Annotated in this window: 15 protein-coding genes and 1 pseudogene; 11 read left to right on the top strand and 5 right to left on the bottom strand. The window is 59.2% G+C overall.

Features of this window, described 5'->3' with window-relative positions:
* Nucleotides 1–34: 34 nt before the first annotated feature.
* Together ACMXYJ_RS26815 and ACMXYJ_RS26810 are read left to right on the top strand one after the other, a co-directional pair.
* Nucleotides 35–817 (top strand): annotated as a pseudogene (locus ACMXYJ_RS26815) (PAS domain-containing protein); the annotation flags it as partial.
* A gap of 3 nt (nucleotides 818–820) precedes the next feature.
* Nucleotides 821–1,360: a methyl-accepting chemotaxis protein gene (locus tag ACMXYJ_RS26810; RefSeq protein ID WP_415760812.1), complete on the top strand. Its 540-nt coding sequence runs from the start codon at nucleotides 821–823 to the stop codon at nucleotides 1,358–1,360.
* Nucleotides 1,361–1,415: 55 nt separating this feature from the next.
* Here ACMXYJ_RS26810 and ACMXYJ_RS26805 read toward each other — a convergent pair whose 3' ends face one another.
* The 3 genes from ACMXYJ_RS26805 to ACMXYJ_RS26795 all read right to left on the bottom strand — a co-directional run bounded on the left by ACMXYJ_RS26805 (nucleotide 1,416) and on the right by ACMXYJ_RS26795 (nucleotide 3,309).
* A complete protein-coding gene (locus tag ACMXYJ_RS26805; RefSeq protein ID WP_415757586.1) occupies nucleotides 1,416–1,970 on the bottom strand; it encodes a hypothetical protein in 555 nt (184 codons plus the stop codon).
* A gap of 218 nt (nucleotides 1,971–2,188) precedes the next feature.
* Nucleotides 2,189–2,821 carry a glutathione S-transferase family protein gene (locus tag ACMXYJ_RS26800; protein ID WP_415757585.1) on the bottom strand — a complete coding sequence of 211 codons (633 nt, stop codon included), beginning with the start codon at nucleotides 2,819–2,821 and terminating at the stop codon, nucleotides 2,189–2,191.
* 56 nt (nucleotides 2,822–2,877) lie between these two features.
* On the bottom strand, nucleotides 2,878–3,309 hold the full coding sequence (locus tag ACMXYJ_RS26795) for a PACE efflux transporter (RefSeq protein ID WP_415757584.1): 432 nt from the start codon (nucleotides 3,307–3,309) through the stop codon (nucleotides 2,878–2,880).
* 119 nt (nucleotides 3,310–3,428) lie between these two features.
* Between ACMXYJ_RS26795 and ACMXYJ_RS26790 the strand changes: the two genes are divergently transcribed.
* A complete protein-coding gene (locus ACMXYJ_RS26790) occupies nucleotides 3,429–4,301 on the top strand; it encodes a LysR family transcriptional regulator (RefSeq protein WP_415757583.1) in 873 nt (290 codons plus the stop codon).
* 108 nt (nucleotides 4,302–4,409) lie between these two features.
* On the opposite strand, the gene ACMXYJ_RS26785 is transcribed toward ACMXYJ_RS26790, so the two are convergent.
* Entirely contained in the window at nucleotides 4,410–5,441 is a 1,032-nt protein-coding gene (locus ACMXYJ_RS26785) for a LacI family DNA-binding transcriptional regulator (protein ID WP_415757582.1), read from the bottom strand.
* A 215-nt stretch (nucleotides 5,442–5,656) separates the two neighbouring features.
* Between ACMXYJ_RS26785 and ACMXYJ_RS26780 the strand changes: the two genes are divergently transcribed.
* Entirely contained in the window at nucleotides 5,657–6,190 is a 534-nt protein-coding gene (locus ACMXYJ_RS26780; RefSeq protein ID WP_046049516.1) for a gluconokinase, read from the top strand.
* Between the two features lie 82 nt (nucleotides 6,191–6,272).
* On the top strand, nucleotides 6,273–7,625 hold the full coding sequence (locus tag ACMXYJ_RS26775; RefSeq protein ID WP_415757581.1) for a GntP family permease: 1,353 nt from the start codon (nucleotides 6,273–6,275) through the stop codon (nucleotides 7,623–7,625).
* Between the two features lie 125 nt (nucleotides 7,626–7,750).
* Here the strand turns inward: ACMXYJ_RS26775 and alaC are convergent, their stop codons facing one another.
* Entirely contained in the window at nucleotides 7,751–8,962 is a 1,212-nt protein-coding gene (alaC, locus tag ACMXYJ_RS26770; protein WP_415757580.1) for an alanine transaminase, read from the bottom strand.
* Nucleotides 8,963–9,101: 139 nt separating this feature from the next.
* On the opposite strand from alaC, the gene ACMXYJ_RS26765 reads away from it, so the two are divergent.
* The 6 genes from ACMXYJ_RS26765 to kdpB all read left to right on the top strand — a co-directional run bounded on the left by ACMXYJ_RS26765 (nucleotide 9,102) and on the right by kdpB (nucleotide 15,324).
* A complete protein-coding gene (locus ACMXYJ_RS26765) occupies nucleotides 9,102–9,764 on the top strand; it encodes a LysE family translocator (RefSeq protein WP_415757579.1) in 663 nt (220 codons plus the stop codon).
* A 67-nt stretch (nucleotides 9,765–9,831) separates the two neighbouring features.
* Nucleotides 9,832–10,317, top strand: coding sequence for a GyrI-like domain-containing protein (locus ACMXYJ_RS26760; RefSeq protein ID WP_415757578.1), 486 nt, complete (start codon nucleotides 9,832–9,834; stop codon nucleotides 10,315–10,317).
* 262 nt (nucleotides 10,318–10,579) lie between these two features.
* A complete protein-coding gene (kdpF, locus tag ACMXYJ_RS26755) occupies nucleotides 10,580–10,678 on the top strand; it encodes a K(+)-transporting ATPase subunit F (RefSeq protein WP_095130908.1) in 99 nt (32 codons plus the stop codon).
* Between the two features lie 167 nt (nucleotides 10,679–10,845).
* Nucleotides 10,846–12,552, top strand: coding sequence for a potassium-transporting ATPase subunit KdpA (gene kdpA, locus ACMXYJ_RS26750; protein WP_415757577.1), 1,707 nt, complete (start codon nucleotides 10,846–10,848; stop codon nucleotides 12,550–12,552).
* A 10-nt stretch (nucleotides 12,553–12,562) separates the two neighbouring features.
* Nucleotides 12,563–13,243, top strand: a complete 681-nt coding sequence (gene kdpC, locus ACMXYJ_RS26745; RefSeq protein WP_415757576.1) for a K(+)-transporting ATPase subunit C — start codon at nucleotides 12,563–12,565, stop codon at nucleotides 13,241–13,243.
* Nucleotides 13,244–13,254: 11 nt separating this feature from the next.
* Complete coding sequence (gene kdpB, locus ACMXYJ_RS26740; RefSeq protein ID WP_415757575.1) at nucleotides 13,255–15,324, top strand: potassium-transporting ATPase subunit KdpB; 2,070 nt, start codon at nucleotides 13,255–13,257, stop codon at nucleotides 15,322–15,324.
* The last annotated feature ends 31 nt before the right edge of the window (nucleotides 15,325–15,355 follow it).

Genomic DNA, 15,355 nt, shown 5'->3' with positions numbered 1-15,355 from the left:
CTTTCATCAAACAAAAGACCGCGCTGAAGGTGATATGACTATGTTTAACCGACATCACAAGACCGACCTGCTGGAAATCGAACGATTCAGTTGCGCGCTGGCCGAGGCTAACGCGAAGTTGGCCGCGGTCAGCGGCTCGATGGCAATGATTGAGTTCACCCCCGAAGGGATCGTGCTCGATGCCAACGACAACTTTTGCAGTGTCATGGGTTACAGCGCCGAAGAAGTGCGCGGTAAGCATCACCGGATCTTTTGCGAAGAAGCGTTTTATCGAAGCGAAGCCTACGCCAAGTTGTGGCGTGACCTGGCCCGTGGCGAACCGGTGAGCGGAACCTTTTTACGCTTGAACAGGAGCGGCAAGGAGATCTGGCTTGAAGCCAGCTATATGCCGGTGTTCGGCGCTGATCGTCAGGTCCGGAGTGTGATCAAAGTCGCCACTGACATCTCAGCCAAGGTCTACAAGGAACACGAAAACGAGAGCATGCTCGCGGCGATCGGTCGTTCCATGGCCGTGATCGAATTCACCCCGGATGGCAAAGTCATCACGGCCAACGACAACTTCTTGAAGACGATGCATTACTCGCTCAACGAAGTGGTTGGCCAGCACCACAGCCTGTTTTGTCATCGTGCCGAAGCCGAATCCCAGGCCTACAAAGCGTTCTGGGCCTCGCTCAATCGCGGCGAATATCACTCGCACCGTTTCGAGCGCAAAGACAAGCACGGTCATACGGTTTTCCTGGAGGCCTCCTACAACCCGCTGTTCGACACCAAGGGTCGCTTGTACAAAGTGGTCAAGTTCGCCAGCGACATCACCGATCAGGTGACCACCCTGCAAACCGCCGCGGAGTCGGCCCACAGCACCTCGGTTCAAAACGACGCCTGTGCGCAGAAAGGTTCTGAGGTGGTGCAGCAAACGGTGCAGATCATCCAGGACATTTCCAAAAACCTGAACGAAGCGGCGCTGAGCATCGATGCGGTGAGCAAGCAGTCGGACATCATCGGCACCATCGTTCAGACCATTCGCGGCATTGCCGATCAGACCAACCTGTTGGCGCTCAACGCCGCGATCGAAGCGGCCCGGGCCGGGGAACACGGGCGCGGGTTCGCGGTAGTCGCCGATGAAGTTCGCAGCCTTGCGGCACGAACGAGCCAGGCAACACTGGAGATCGTTGAAGTGGTGCGCAAGAACCACGATTTGTCATTGAGTGCGGTGTCGAGCATGCAGTCCAGTTTGAGTCGAACCGGTCTTGGAGTGGAACTGGCGAATGAGGCAGGAGCGGTGATTCTGGAGATTCAACAAGGGTCGCGGCATGTGGTGGATGCGATCAGTCAGTTCAACTCGACCTTGCAGATAAGTTGATAGCGGCACATTGAAAAGGGTCCCTCGAAGGGACCCTTTTTTGACTTCCGCACTGTTAAAGCGAAGCGAGGAACTTGTCGACCACCTGGCTGCTGCCGTTTTCGCTGCTGCTGTTCTCTTTCTCGGCCTGCGCCAGTTTGATCTTGTCTTGCATGCGCTCGGCAATCTCTTTACCGATCGCCAGTTGTTTTTCCGGCGGCATGGCTTTTAAGTCATCTTCCGTCAGCCCCATCTCTTCCAGGATGCTGTCGCGCAACCGCTCCTCCGGTGTTTTGCTCATGTACTCCTTGAAGGCGTCCGTGGCTGTTTCAACATCGGCCGGTAGTTGGGCGGACGAGGCTTGCAGTCCCACACGGGTTTTGGCGAACGCTTCATCAACGTTGTCGCTGATCCGGGTCGCTTCGCTGACCTGTTGCGTGGCGATTTGGGTGGCGGAGTCCTGGACCTGCTTAGTGGCTTGCGCGGTTTGCGCCTGCACATTGTTTTGCAGGGCTTGCGTCATGGCGGCTTGCAGGCCGCCCTGAAGTCCGGCGGCAGCGTCCGTGATCGGTTCGTCGCCGGGGCGCTTGGGGAGGGGCGCCACCAGGTTTTGTTTTGCACTGACCAACATGATGAAGAGACCTTGTAGGTATTTGCGGTGCAGTGTTTTCAGCAAATAGTATGCCTTGTTGATAAATATCAACAAAAACAACTAGTTGCGTATTTTAAGCTCAGCAAGTGACGAGGAATCTAGGCCAACCTTTGCCGCCGGACGGCAGAGGTCGACCGCACGGTGGATCAGCGATGGGCGATGTTTTTCCGCGGGCCGATTTGTAGCGCAGGAGCCGCTCAAGGCAGGCCGTTGCAGCCATGTTTCAGAAATCCCGGGCGTTGTGCCAACCGTTGGAAATACTCGTCGATGGCCGGGTAATCGGGACGCTCCATCGGTGTCATCAGCCAGCGGTTGACCGACAGCCCGATGACGATGTCCGCCAGCGTGAAGTGTGGCCCGGCGACATACGCTTTGGTGGCCGCGAGCTGATGCTCGAGGATGCCCATTTTCTGATTCCACCCGTGTACACCGGCGGCAATGTGATGCGGGTCCCGCAATTCCGGATCTTTGCGTACCAACGCCGTGAACGCGTAGCTCCAGGAGGCATTGAGCTCGGTCGCTTGCCAATCCATCCACTGTTCCACCCGAGCGCGCGCCGCCGGTTCGTGGGGTAGCAGATCGGTGTTGTGGTGTTTGCCGGCCAGATAGCGGCAGATGGTGTTGGACTCCCACAGCACGCCGGCCTCATCGATGATCACCGGCACCAGTGCGTTGGGATTGAGCCTGAGAAACTCCGGCGTGTGGGTCGACGCATAACCGCCGCCCCAGTCTTCACGTTCGTAGGCAACACCCAGTTCCTCACAGGTCCACAGGACCTTTCTGACGTTGATGGACGAGGCTTTACCCAGAATCTTCAGTGCATGTTCCATTGAGCTACTCCGTTAGCGATTCGACGCTTCAGGAATCTAACAGACATTCAGCGTTTTCAGACCGGATCCGGCAGCGCCGAAGTTGGCAAACCAAACGTACGATCAAACATCCAGTTGAAGGCGAAGGTGTAGCACGGGATGAAAATGATCAGCGCCAAGTCCAGCAGGAAGGCTTGCACCAGGCTGATGTTCATCCACCAGGCAATCAACGGGATGAGGAACACTATCAAGGTTAGTTGAAAACCCACGGCATGGGCGATGCGCCGTTTAACGGTGCGGGTTCGCGAAGGCTGACGACTTTCCCAGCGCTCGAACAGCGTGGTGTAGATGAAATTCCAGGTCACCGCGATGGTGGTGATGATCACTGCCAACGGGCCAGTGCTGCCGGGCGAGGTGCCGGACAACAACGCCAGACCCAGCGCCGAGAAGGTCATGCCGATGACCTCGTAAAGCGACACGTAGATCAGTTTTCGTTTAACGCCTTGCATGGGATTTGCCTCTTTCTGCCAACTTGAAGCCAGGAGCACTGGCGAAGGCGGCGAAAGATAGCTTCAATAGGGCTGACAGAAAAAGTCAGTAGCTTTCAGTTTTATTGATAGGACGATGGATGAATTTCAACAGTGACAGCATCGAGTTGTTCCTCGCGGTGATTGAGCGCGGCTCGTTTTCCGCTGCCGCCCGGGCGCTGGGTAAAGTGCCGTCGGCGGTGAGCATGGGCATCGCCAACCTGGAAGCCGAACTCGGTTATCCACTGTTCGACCGCAGCCATCGCGAACCGGTGCCGACGGCGATGGCCAGCGCATTGGTGCCGCATGCGCGACTGATTGCCGAGCAGCTCAAACAGCTGCAAGTGCATGCGGTCGAGTTGTCGCTGGGGCTGGAAAGCAAGTTGTCGATCGGGGTCGTGGCGGACATCGACAAGGGCCGCGTGATGGCGGCGATCAAGGTCATCGCCGAGCGTCATCCGTTACTGGAAATCGAAATGCTCAGCGCGCCGCAGGATGATGTGCTGGCGATGCTCCACAGCGGCCGGGTCAGCGTTTGCCTGGCGTTCGCCGGGCTGAGCATGAACGTGCTGGAGCGGTTCCAGTTCGTCGGCACCGAACGGATGATCGCCACGCTGGCGGCGGACAATCCGCTGTTTCAGGGCAGGGATTTGTTCCTGGAAGACTTGGTCCACGTACGGCAAATCATCGTCGCCAGCCGCGACCTGCCGATCAGCGAAACCCGGCCGCTGGTGGCCGAGTCTTACTGGCGCACCGACACGTTGATTATGGCGCTGGAAATGGTCGAGGCCGGATTGGGCTGGGGCAATTTCCCGCTGTCGGTGGTCCAGCCGTTGCTCGACGCCGGAAGGCTCAAGCGCCTGAGCTTCCGCAACATCGAGAACGGATTGGTGCTGCCGGTGCATGCGGTGTGGCTCAAGAGCCAGCCGTTGCAGAAAGGGGCGTTGGCGTTCGTCGAACTGATGGGGCGCTGACTCGTGATGATCCTTGTGGGAGCGAGCTTGCTCGCGATGGCGGAGTGTCAGTCAACATGTATGTGGCTGTCAGACCGCCATCGCGAGCAAGCTCGCTCCCACAGGGGGTTATGTGCTTTCCCGGATTTTTAGTTCAAACCCCATGTCCTGCACCGGTTTCGCAACCGTATTACCCGCCATCAACGTCAACATCTGCTCCGCTGCGCGCCGGCCGATGGCTTCTCGCGGGGTGCTGATGCTGCTCAGGCGCGGGACCATGTGGGCCGAGGCCGGCAGGTCGTTGAAGCCGAGGATCGCCACTTGTTCGGGGATCTTGATCCCGCAGCGCATGGCTTCGAGCAGTGCGCCCTGGGCCAGGTCGTCGTTGCCGAAGAAGATCGCATCGACATCGGGATGAGTGGCGAGCAGTTGCAGAAACAGTTCGCCACCAAGGCCGACGGAGGAAGCGCGAGGTGTCAGCACTTCCAGATCCGGGTCATACAAACCGGCCTTTTGCAGGGCTTTGCGGAAACCTTCGCCGCGCAGCAACGTGCGTTGATCCAGTTGCGCGCCGATGTAGGCCAGACGCTTACGACCGCGTGACAGCAAATGCCCGGCCGCGGTCTCGCCGGCAGCGAGTTGCGAAAAGCCCACGCAATTCAGACCGGCGGCGCTGTCCAGCTCCATCATGTACACGCAGGGAATGTTGCTGGCCTCGATCATCCGGCGCGAGCTTTCGGTGCGGTCGAAACCGGTCAGCAGCAAACCGCGAGGTTGATACGCCATGTAGTTGCGCAGCAGGTTTTCTTCTTCATCACGTGAGTAATGGAAGTTCCCGATCAGCACTTCGAAGCCCTTCGGGCGCAAAACCTGATGAATGGCTTCCAGCGTGTCGATGAACAATAAGTTGGACAGCGACGGCACCAAAACCACCACCGAATGGCTCTGGGCCGAGGCTAACGCGCGGGCGGCGGGGTTGACCACGTAGTTGAGGTCGAGGGCGGCTTTCTGCACTTTTTCCACCAGTTCGGTGGCCACCGTGCTGACCCCGCGCAGGGCGCGAGAGGCGGTGATCGGGCTGACACCGGCCAGGCGTGCGACTTCGTTCAAAGTGGGGCGGCCAGTGGTGCGCGTATTTTTATCGTTTTTAGGGGAGATCATCGGACGGCTTGCCAAACAAAATTCGAGGCACTAAGGTAGCGCTGTCTCGACGCAGCTGCAAATGCGTGAGCGGGGTTTGCCTGATCCCCGTTTTTTGGCGTCGGGAACGAACATGCTGCAACCCACAAAAATGACAAGAAGGCGTCGGCAACTTCTGCTTTTGTTCTAGTGTCATAACTGGCAAAGGTAGCGCTGTCTGCGCGCTGAGGTGTTACATGAATCATCCCATCACCGCCCTGGTCATCATGGGCGTTGCCGGTTGCGGCAAGACTTGCGTCAGCGAGGCCTTGTGCCAACTCAGCGGCGCGACCGCCATTGAAGGCGACACTTTCCACCCTGCCGCCAATATCGAAAAGATGAGCGCGGGTATCCCCCTGAACGACGACGACCGTGCGGGCTGGCTCGACAGCCTGTGCGATGAATTGCGCCGCATTGACGCCAAGGGCGAACGCCCGGTGCTGACCTGCTCGGCCCTCAAACACATTTACCGCGAACGTCTGCGCAGCGCCTTGCCGGGCCTGGGCTTCGTGTTCCTTGAACTGACCCCAGAAGTTGCCGCTGATCGTGTCTCCCATCGGCCGGGCCACTTCATGCCATCGACGCTGATCGACAGCCAGTTCGCCACCCTTGAATCACCCGTTGGCGAGCCCTTGACCCTGGCTCTGGACGCGTCGAACCACAGCGTCGACCAATTGGCGAAGCAAGCTCATGACTGGTGGCAGGCTCATGGCCTGAAACACGCCGTATGAGTTTTGCCAGAAGAGATAGCGCTGTCCTGTTGGCTTGCGAATTACCCGCTTTAATAACAACAACAACCAGGAGACACCCCTAATGTTTGGCATGTCCCACGAGACGTTCCTGCTGCTCGATGCAGTGGTCACGGTGATCGGGCTTATCGTCCTGATCACCAAGTTCAAGCTTCACCCGTTCATTGCCCTGATCATCGCCGCAGCCTTTCTCGGGCTGACCTCCGGCATGCCAATCGGCACCATCATCAAGGCGTTCCAGGACGGCTTCGGTGGGGTGCTCGGTTTCGTCGGGATCATCCTCGCGCTGGGCACGATGCTCGGCAAAATGATGGCCGAGTCGGGCGGGGCGGATCAGATTGCCCAAACCCTGATTCGCGCGTTCGGCAAGGACAAGGTGCAGTGGGCGATGATGTTCGCGGCCTTCCTGGTCGGCATTCCGCTGTTCTTCGAAATCGGCTTCGTGCTGCTGATCCCGCTGGTGTTCATCGTGGCCCGGCGTACCGGCGTGTCGATCATCAAGATCGGTATCCCGCTGCTGGCCGGTCTGTCCGCCGTGCACGGTCTGGTTCCGCCGCATCCGGGTCCGTTGCTGGCCATCGGCGTGTTCGGTGCCGACATCGGTAAAACCATTCTCTACGGCCTGATCGTTGCGCTGCCGACGGCCATCATCGCCGGCCCGATCTACGGCACGTTCATCGCCAAGTACATTCCGGGTCATCCTAACCAGGAGCTGGTCGATCAACTGGCGCGTGATGACGAATCTGCCGATCTCCCGAGCTTCGCCATCACCTTGATCACCGTGCTGTCGCCGGTGTTCCTGATGCTGCTCAAGACTTTTGCCGATGTGGTGCTGCCGGATGGCAACTTCTTCCGCACATTCATGGACCTGATCGGTCATCCGATCTCGGCACTGCTGCTGGCGTTGCTGCTGTCGCTGTACACCTTCGGTTACAAGCAGGGCATTGGCTCCAACCAGATGCTCAAATGGCTGGATGCCAGCCTTGCACCAACCGCCGCCATCATCCTGATCATCGGTGCCGGTGGTGGCTTCAAGCAGATGCTGGTGACCAGCGGCGTGGGTAATGTCATCGGCAACATGGCGGTGGAAGCGCAGATCTCGCCAATCCTTCTGGCGTGGCTGGTGGCGGCGGTGATCCGTATCGCGACCGGTTCGGCAACCGTGGCCACCATTACTGGCGCAGGCATTGTGGTGCCGGTGGTGGGGATGATTCCGGGTGTGAACCGTGAGCTGCTGGTGTTGGCCACCGGTGCCGGTTCGCTGATCCTGTCGCACGTCAACGACGCGGGTTTCTGGCTGGTGAAGCAGTACTTCAACATGACCGTGGCGGAAACCTTCAAGACCTGGACCGCGATGGAAACCATCCTGTCCATCGTTGCGCTGGGCTTCATCCTGCTGTTGTCGCTGTTCGTCTAAAGCACAACGCAAAACAAATGTGGGAGCGAGCCTGCTCGCGATGGCGGACTTACATTCAACATCTTCGTTGAATGTTAAGCCCTCATCGCGAGCAGGCTCGCTCCCACAGTGTTATGTGCAGGGCATCAAGATTTGCTAATTAACCCATCCGCCCGGAACATCCCGCGAATCCCGCGTATGGCCTGACGAATCCGGTCCTGGTTTTCGATCAGCGCGAAGCGCACGTGATCGTCCCCATACTCACCAAACCCTACGCCCGGCGAGACGCAAACCTTGGCCTCGGCCAGCAGTTTCTTGGCGAACTCCAGCGAGCCCAAGTGTGCATACGCCTCGGGAATCTTCGCCCAGACGTACATCGCCGCTTTCGGGTTCTCGACCATCCAGCCCAGTTCATGCAGGCCTTTGACCAGCACGTTACGGCGCTGACGATACTGCTCGGCAATGTCCTTGACGCACTGCTGATCACCTTCCAGCGCCGCAATCGCCGCGACTTGCAGCGGGGTAAATGTGCCGTAGTCGTGGTAGCTCTTGATCCGCGCCAGGGCGTTGACCAGTTCGGCGTTGCCGACCATGAATCCGATGCGCCAGCCTGCCATGTTGTAGCTCTTGGACAGGGTGAAAAACTCCACCGCAATGTCCTTGGCGCCCGGCACTTGCATGATCGACGGGGCTTTCCAGCCGTCGTAGACGATGTCGGCGTAAGCCAGGTCGTGCACCACCAACACGTCGTACTGCTTGGCGAGGGCGATCACTCGCTCGAAGAAGTCCAGCTCCACGCACTGGGCGGTGGGGTTCGACGGGAAGCCGAGGATCATCATTTTCGGTTTCGGGATCGAGCCGCGAATGGCGCTTTCCAGTTCGGCGAAGAAGTCCACGCCCGGAATCAACGGCACCGAACGCACCTGGGCGCCGGCAATCACGGCGCCGTAAATGTGAATCGGGTAGCTCGGGTTCGGCACCAGAACGGTGTCGCCCTGGTCGAGGGTGGCCAGCATCAAATGCGCCAGGCCTTCCTTGGAACCGATGGTGACAATGGCTTCGCTTTCCGGGTCGATGTCGACCTCGTAGCGATCCTTGTACCAATTGGAAATCGCCCGGCGCAGACGCGGAATGCCCTTGGACGTCGAATAACCGTGGGTGTCTTCGCGCTGGGCGACGGTCACCAGTTTTTCGACGATGTGCGGCGGAGTAGGGCCATCAGGGTTGCCCATGCTGAAGTCGATGATGTCTTCGCCACGACGACGGGCGGCCATCTTCAGCTCGGCAGTGATGTTGAATACGTAAGGGGGGAGTCGATCTATGCGCGCAAAGCGGCGCGGCGAACCTGGGTTGGCCATTGTTGCCTCGGATAACGTGAGCGCCCGGAACCGTCCGAGCGACGCTGGTCACTGCGGTGACCTGTGGCGGAATGTAAGGGCTGATGTGGCAAACTGTCCAGCGACTATGTAAACAAATTTGTCCGAAGGAAATCGGTTGATGGAATTTACCAGTGGCTTCTTGCTGAGCCTTTCGCTGTGCCTGGACATCGGCGTGGCCAACATCGCGATGATCACGTTGGCGATGCAACGTGGCTATTTTCAAGGCTTTGCGCTGGGTTTGGGGACCTGTGTCGGCGACCTGATCTACGCCGTCCTGGCCTTGGCCGGGATGACCGTTTTGCTGCAATACGAAACTGTGCGCTGGGTGCTGTGGATTGGTGGTTCAGCGCTGCTGGTGTACTTCGCGGCGAAGATGATCTATTCGGCGATTCACCATGAGGCGGTGCTGGCGCAGACAGCAGAGGTGGGGCAGAACTCTCACCGGAAGGAGTTTTTCCGCGGGATCTTCCTCGCCATGTCGTCTCCCAGTGCCATTCTCTGGTTCGCGGCGGTGGGCGGCACATTGATCGCTCGCTCCGGTGGCGGTGGCGCCCTTAGTTCGGCGCTGTTTCTCGGCGGATTTCTCTGCGCCGGGGTGCTCTGGTGCGTGGCTTTGTGCTTCGCCGCGAGTCACGGTGGCAAGTTGCTGGGCGACAAACTGTTGCGTTACTCCTATATGGCATCGGCAGCGATCTTCTGCTATTTCGCGGTCTACGTGATCCTATCGGGGTATAACGAGTTCGTCGGCGCAGGTGCTGTCGAGCCGTTGCATGCACTGTAACTGGGCGAATTCGGTTTGGGTTCTATACTCCCAGCCGAACCCACTTTTTTGTTCCAGGAGTTGAGTCATGGATGAGCAAACAGGCGTCGACACCGCCAAGCCACGCTTCGAGCACGGGCACTTCCTGCTCATTGCAGGGCTTGGCGGACGATTTACCGCAGACACCACTAAAGGCATTCCCGATCTCTGGGAGAAATTCATTCCCGAGATTGGCAAAATTCCCGGTCAAAAAAACGAAGTGACCTACGGCATCTGCTGCAATCCGGATGGCAAGGGTGGTTTCGAGTACATCGCCGGCGTTGAAATCAGCAAGCTCGACGACCTGCCCGAGAAATACCGTTGGGTCGAGGTCCAGCCTCAGCATTACGCGGTGTTCGAGCACAAAGGCTCTCTCGATCAGTTGCCCCAAACCTTCCAATACATTTGGAAAACCTGGCTGCCGCAGTCCGGTTATCAGGCAGCGGACGCGCCGGAATTCGAACGCTACAGCGAAGACTTCAACCCGAAGCTCAACACCGGTGTGCTGGAAATCTGGCTACCACTCAAACCGTAATGAACCGAGCCAGGGACGGGCACTTCACCGTGCCCGTTCGTGGCTGTCGTTGACTCCTCGCATCCCCCACACACAACCTCCGTTTCGCTCGTTCTATACGCCGTCTTAATACCGCTGCCCCCAATCAGTGTCCGTCCTTGATACCCCCTCACTTACCCTGCAAGGCGCAGATGAGAGCGTGAATTCAGTGCGTTTTTTGTACTGACGCTCTCAGCCGGTACCCGATTGCGGGTGTCCTTTCGTTTTGTCAGGGGGAGCTGTCTTGTTAACACTCGAGTTCATTTACATCGCCAGCGGCCTGTGTGCCGCCTTGTTGTTTGCCTACCTGGGTTACGCCCTTATCCGTGCAGAGAAGTTTTGATGGCCGCAGTCATTGCGGCACAGGCTTTTTTATCAGCCCGCCAGGGCGGTCTTGAGAAAGGAAATCGGCAATGTACGACCTGATTTTTATGGGGGTTAGCGTGGTTTTTTTTGCTGCGACAGCCATGGTCATCGTCGCCATGGGCAAGATTTGAACGGAGCATCGACATGTTGAGCACTATGCTGGAATTTGCGGTGATTCTCGGGTTGATGACCGGACTCGCCGTGTTGATGGGTAAGTGGCTGACGCTGGTATTTACCGGGCGTAAACATGCCTTGGCGGAGCGCGCTACTTATCGTCTGCTGGGGATCGATACGGCCGAAACGATGGGCTGGGCACGTTATGGCTTGGCCCTGCTGCTGTCTAATGCGGCGATGATGTTGCTGGGTTACATCGTGTTGCGCCTGCAAGGTTTCATGCCGCTCAACCCATTGGGGCTGAGTGCGCAAAACCCTGATCTGGCGTTCAATACCGCTGCGTCTTTTATCACCAACACCAACTGGCAGGCTTACTCAGGTGAAACCAGCCTGTCCAACTTCAGCCAGATGGCGGTCATTACCTTCCTGATGTTCGTCGGCGCAACGTCCGGCGTTGTGGCAGCGGCGGGTTTCATTCGCGGCCTTAGTCGGTCGAATTCCGCTGACATCGGAAACTATTGGGTGGACTTCACCCGAACGCTGTACCGGGTGATGCTGCCACTGTGTTTTGGTATGGCGCTGGTTTATGTCTGGCAAGGCATGCCGCAAACCCTGAATTCCCAGGCACTGGCCACCACTCTGGAAGGTGCACAGCAGCAATTGATCGTCGGCGCGGTGGCGAGTTTCGAGTCGATCAAACACATCGGCACCAATGGCGGCGGCTTTTTCAGCATGAACGCCGCACACCCGTTCGAGAACCCGACTCCGCTGACCAACATGCTGCATATCCTCAGCATGCTGCTGATCCCGTCGGCGCTGACGTACACCTTCGGCAGCATGCTGATGCGTCGACGTCAGGGGTGGGTGTTCTTTGGCACGTTCCTGGTGATGTTCGTCGGCTTTCTGAGCATCGTTTACACGGCTGAACAAAGTGGCAACCCGCTGCTGACCCGGGTGGGCGCAGACCAGGTGCTGTCGGCCACTCAGAGTGGCGGCAACATGGAAGGCAAGGAGCTGCGCTTCGGGATTGCCGACACCAGCCTGTTCGTGACCACCACCACTGGTGCAACCACCGGTTCGGTGAACGCGATGCATGACTCGCTGACGCCCATGGGCGGCTTCGTGCCGTTGGCGCAGATGATGCTCAATTGCGTGTTCGGTGGCGATGGAGTGGGGTTTATCAACCTGATCCAGTACGCGCTGCTGACGGTGTTTCTGGTGGGGATGATGATCGGCCGCAGTCCCGAATTCCTCGGCAAGAAGATCGAGGCACGGGAGATCAAGCTGGTCATGCTTTCGGTGCTGGCGCACCCCATCTGCATTCTCGGCTTCACCGCCCTGGCGACACTCTGGCCGGACACCCTGAACAGTCTCAACAACCAGGGGCCCCATGGCTTCAGCGAGGTGCTTTATGCCTACACCTCGGGCACTGCCAACAACGGTTCGGCGTTCGCCGGATTGAACGCCAATACGCCGTTCTTCAACACCACAATCGGTCTTGCCATGTTGCTCGGACGCTTCTTCACCATGTTGCCGATGCTCGCGGTCGCCGGTTCCTTGGCGATGAAAAAGAACATCCCGGCCGGTGCCGGCACCATCCCGACCGCCACACCGCTGTTCATGTTCCTGGTGGTGTTCGTGGTGCTGGTCGTGGGCGGCCTGACTTTCCTGCCGGCGCTCGCGCTCGGCCCGCTGGTCGAGCAACTGCAGTTGCTGTCTGGCCAGACCTACAAGTAAGGGGGCTGTGATGACTCAAGTACAAACACAAACCAAGACGCAATTTCTGTTTACCGGCCTGTTGCGCCCGGTGCTGATTTCGGCGGCGTTTTTCATGCTGCTGACCGGGTTGGCGTATCCGTTGTTCACCACACTGGTGGCCAACGTGCTGTTCCCGTTTCAGGCCCAGGGCAGCCTGGTTGAACGGGACGGGTTGGTGATCGGTTCGGCGGTGATCGGCCAGCACTTTACCCGCCCCGAGTATTTCCAGGGACGGGCGAGCATGACCCTCGGCGCAGATCCTCTGGACCCGAGCAAAAGCGTGGCGCAGCCGTATAACGCAGGTTCCAGTGGCGCCAGCAACCTTGGCCCTACCAGCCAGAAGTTGATCGATGCTGTGGCCGTGCGGGTCGAAGCCTACCGCAAGCAGAACGGCCTGGCGGCAGATGCGCAGGTGCCGGTGGATGCGGTCACCTCGTCGGCTTCAGGCCTGGATCCGCACATTTCGGTGGCCAACGCACAGATTCAGGCGGCGCGCGTCGCACGTCTGCGCCACCTGCCGCCAGCCGATCTGTTGAAGCTGGTGAATACCCACACCGAACAACGCACCTTCGGCCTGCTCGGCGAACCCCGAGTCAATGTGCTGCAACTCAACCTCGCGCTGGATGCTCTGGCGCCTGCGCATCAGCCACCCCTTGCGGCCAGTGAGTAAGAGAAACAACCATGAGTAAGCAAGCTCGTTTGCCTTTGTTCGACCGTGGGTTGTTGCTCACGGCGTGCCTGGATGCCTTCAAGAAGTTGCTGCCCCAGGCGCAGTGGAAGAACCCGGTGATGTTTGTGGTGTACCTGGGCAGTATTCTCACCACGCTGTTGTGGTTTCAATCACTGGGCGGCAAGGGTGAAGCCCCCAGTGGCTTCATTCTCAGCATCACGTTGTGGCTGTGGTTCACCGTGCTGTTCGCCAACTTCGCCGAAGCCCTGGCCGAGGGGCGCAGCCGGGCCCAGGCGGCCAGCTTGCGCGGGATGAAGCGCCAGACCCTGGCCAAGCTGTTGAAGCAACCCCGGCATGGCTCCGCCTGGATGCCGATGCCTTCCGGCGAACTGCTCAAGGACAATGTGGTGTTGATCGAGGCTGGCGATCTTGTGCCACTCGATGGCGTGGTGATCGAAGGCGTGGCGTCGGTTGATGAAAGCGCGATTACCGGAGAATCGGCACCGGTGATTCGCGAGGCGGGCGGCGACTTTTCATCGGTAACCGGTGGGACAAAAGTGCTGTCGGACTGGCTGGTGGTGCGCATCAGTGTCAACCCGGGCGAGTCATTTCTGGATCGCATGATTTCCATGGTCGAATCCGCGAAACGCCAGAAGACTCCCAACGAGGTGGCGCTGAACATTCTGCTGGTGGGCCTGACATTTTTGTTTCTGCTGGTGATCGTGACCCTGGGTCCATCCTCGATGTTTGCGGTGGCCATGAGCGGAGGCGACGTGGTCAGCGCAACGGTACTGGTGGCGCTGCTGGTTTGCCTGATCCCCACGACCATTGGCGGTCTGTTGTCGGCGATCGGTGTGGCAGGCATGAGCCGGATGATGTCGGCCAACGTCATTGCCACCTCCGGGCGAGCCGTGGAAGCGGCGGGCGACGTTGACGTCCTGCTGCTGGACAAGACCGGCACCATCACGCTGGGTAACCGCCAGGCCAGCAGTTTCCTGCCGGCGCCCGGGGTTAAGGAGTCGGAACTGGCCGACGCTGCGCAACTGGCCTCGCTGGCCGACGAAACGCCGGAGGGGCGCAGTATCGTGGTGCTTGCCAAGCAGAAGTTCGACCTGCGGGCGCGGGACCTCAATGCCCTGGGTGCGAGCTTCGTGCATTTCACCGCGCAAACCCGCATGAGCGGCGTCGATCTGGCCGGTGGCCGGAGCATCCGCAAGGGTGCGGCAGATGCCATTCGTCTGCACATCGAGGCGCTGGGCGGCAGCTTCCCGTCCGCGTTGCAGGCCAGGGTCGATGAAGTCTCGCGTCGTGGCAGTACACCGCTGGTCGTATGCGATGGCCAACAGGCCTTGGGCGTGGTGGAGCTCAAGGACGTGGTCAAGGGTGGTATCAAGGAGCGCTTTGCCGAACTGCGGCGCATGGGGATCAAGACAGTCATGATCACCGGCGACAACCGCCTGACGGCGGCAGCGATTGCCGTGGAAGCCGGGGTTGACGATTTTCTCGCCGAGGCTCGGCCGGAAGACAAGCTGCAACTGATCCGCGACTACCAGGCTCAGGGCAAGCTGGTGGCCATGACCGGAGACGGCACCAACGATGCGCCGGCACTGGCTCAGGCAGACGTGGCGGTGGCCATGAACAGTGGTACTCAGGCCGCCAAGGAAGCGGGCAACATGGTTGATCTGGACAGCAACCCGACCAAGCTGATCGAGGTGGTGGAAGTCGGTAAACAGATGCTCATGACGCGCGGCGCGTTGACCACCTTCAGCGTGGCCAACGATGTGGCCAAGTATTTTGCTATCGTACCGGCCGCATTCGTCGCGACCTACCCGCAACTGGGCGCACTGAACGTGATGCACCTGAGCAGCCCGAACTCGGCGATTCTCAGCGCGGTGATCTTCAATGCCCTGATCATCGTGTTTCTGATCCCGCTGGCGCTCAAGGGCGTGACTTACCGAGCCATCGGCGCGGCGGCGTTGCTCAATCGCAACCTGCTGATCTATGGCCTGGGTGGCGTGCTGGTGCCGTTCGCGGGGATCAAGGTGATCGACATGCTGTTGGCCGGGCTCGGCCTGGTTTGAAAGGACTGACTGCACGGCGCCGTGTATGGCG

It is taken from the genome of Pseudomonas arabinosi (assembly GCF_047758675.1).
GTDB classification, from domain to species: Bacteria; Pseudomonadota; Gammaproteobacteria; order Pseudomonadales; family Pseudomonadaceae; genus Aquipseudomonas; species Aquipseudomonas arabinosi.
Note: the sequence above shows the minus strand (reverse complement) of the source record. Positions and strands in the feature narration are given on the sequence as shown.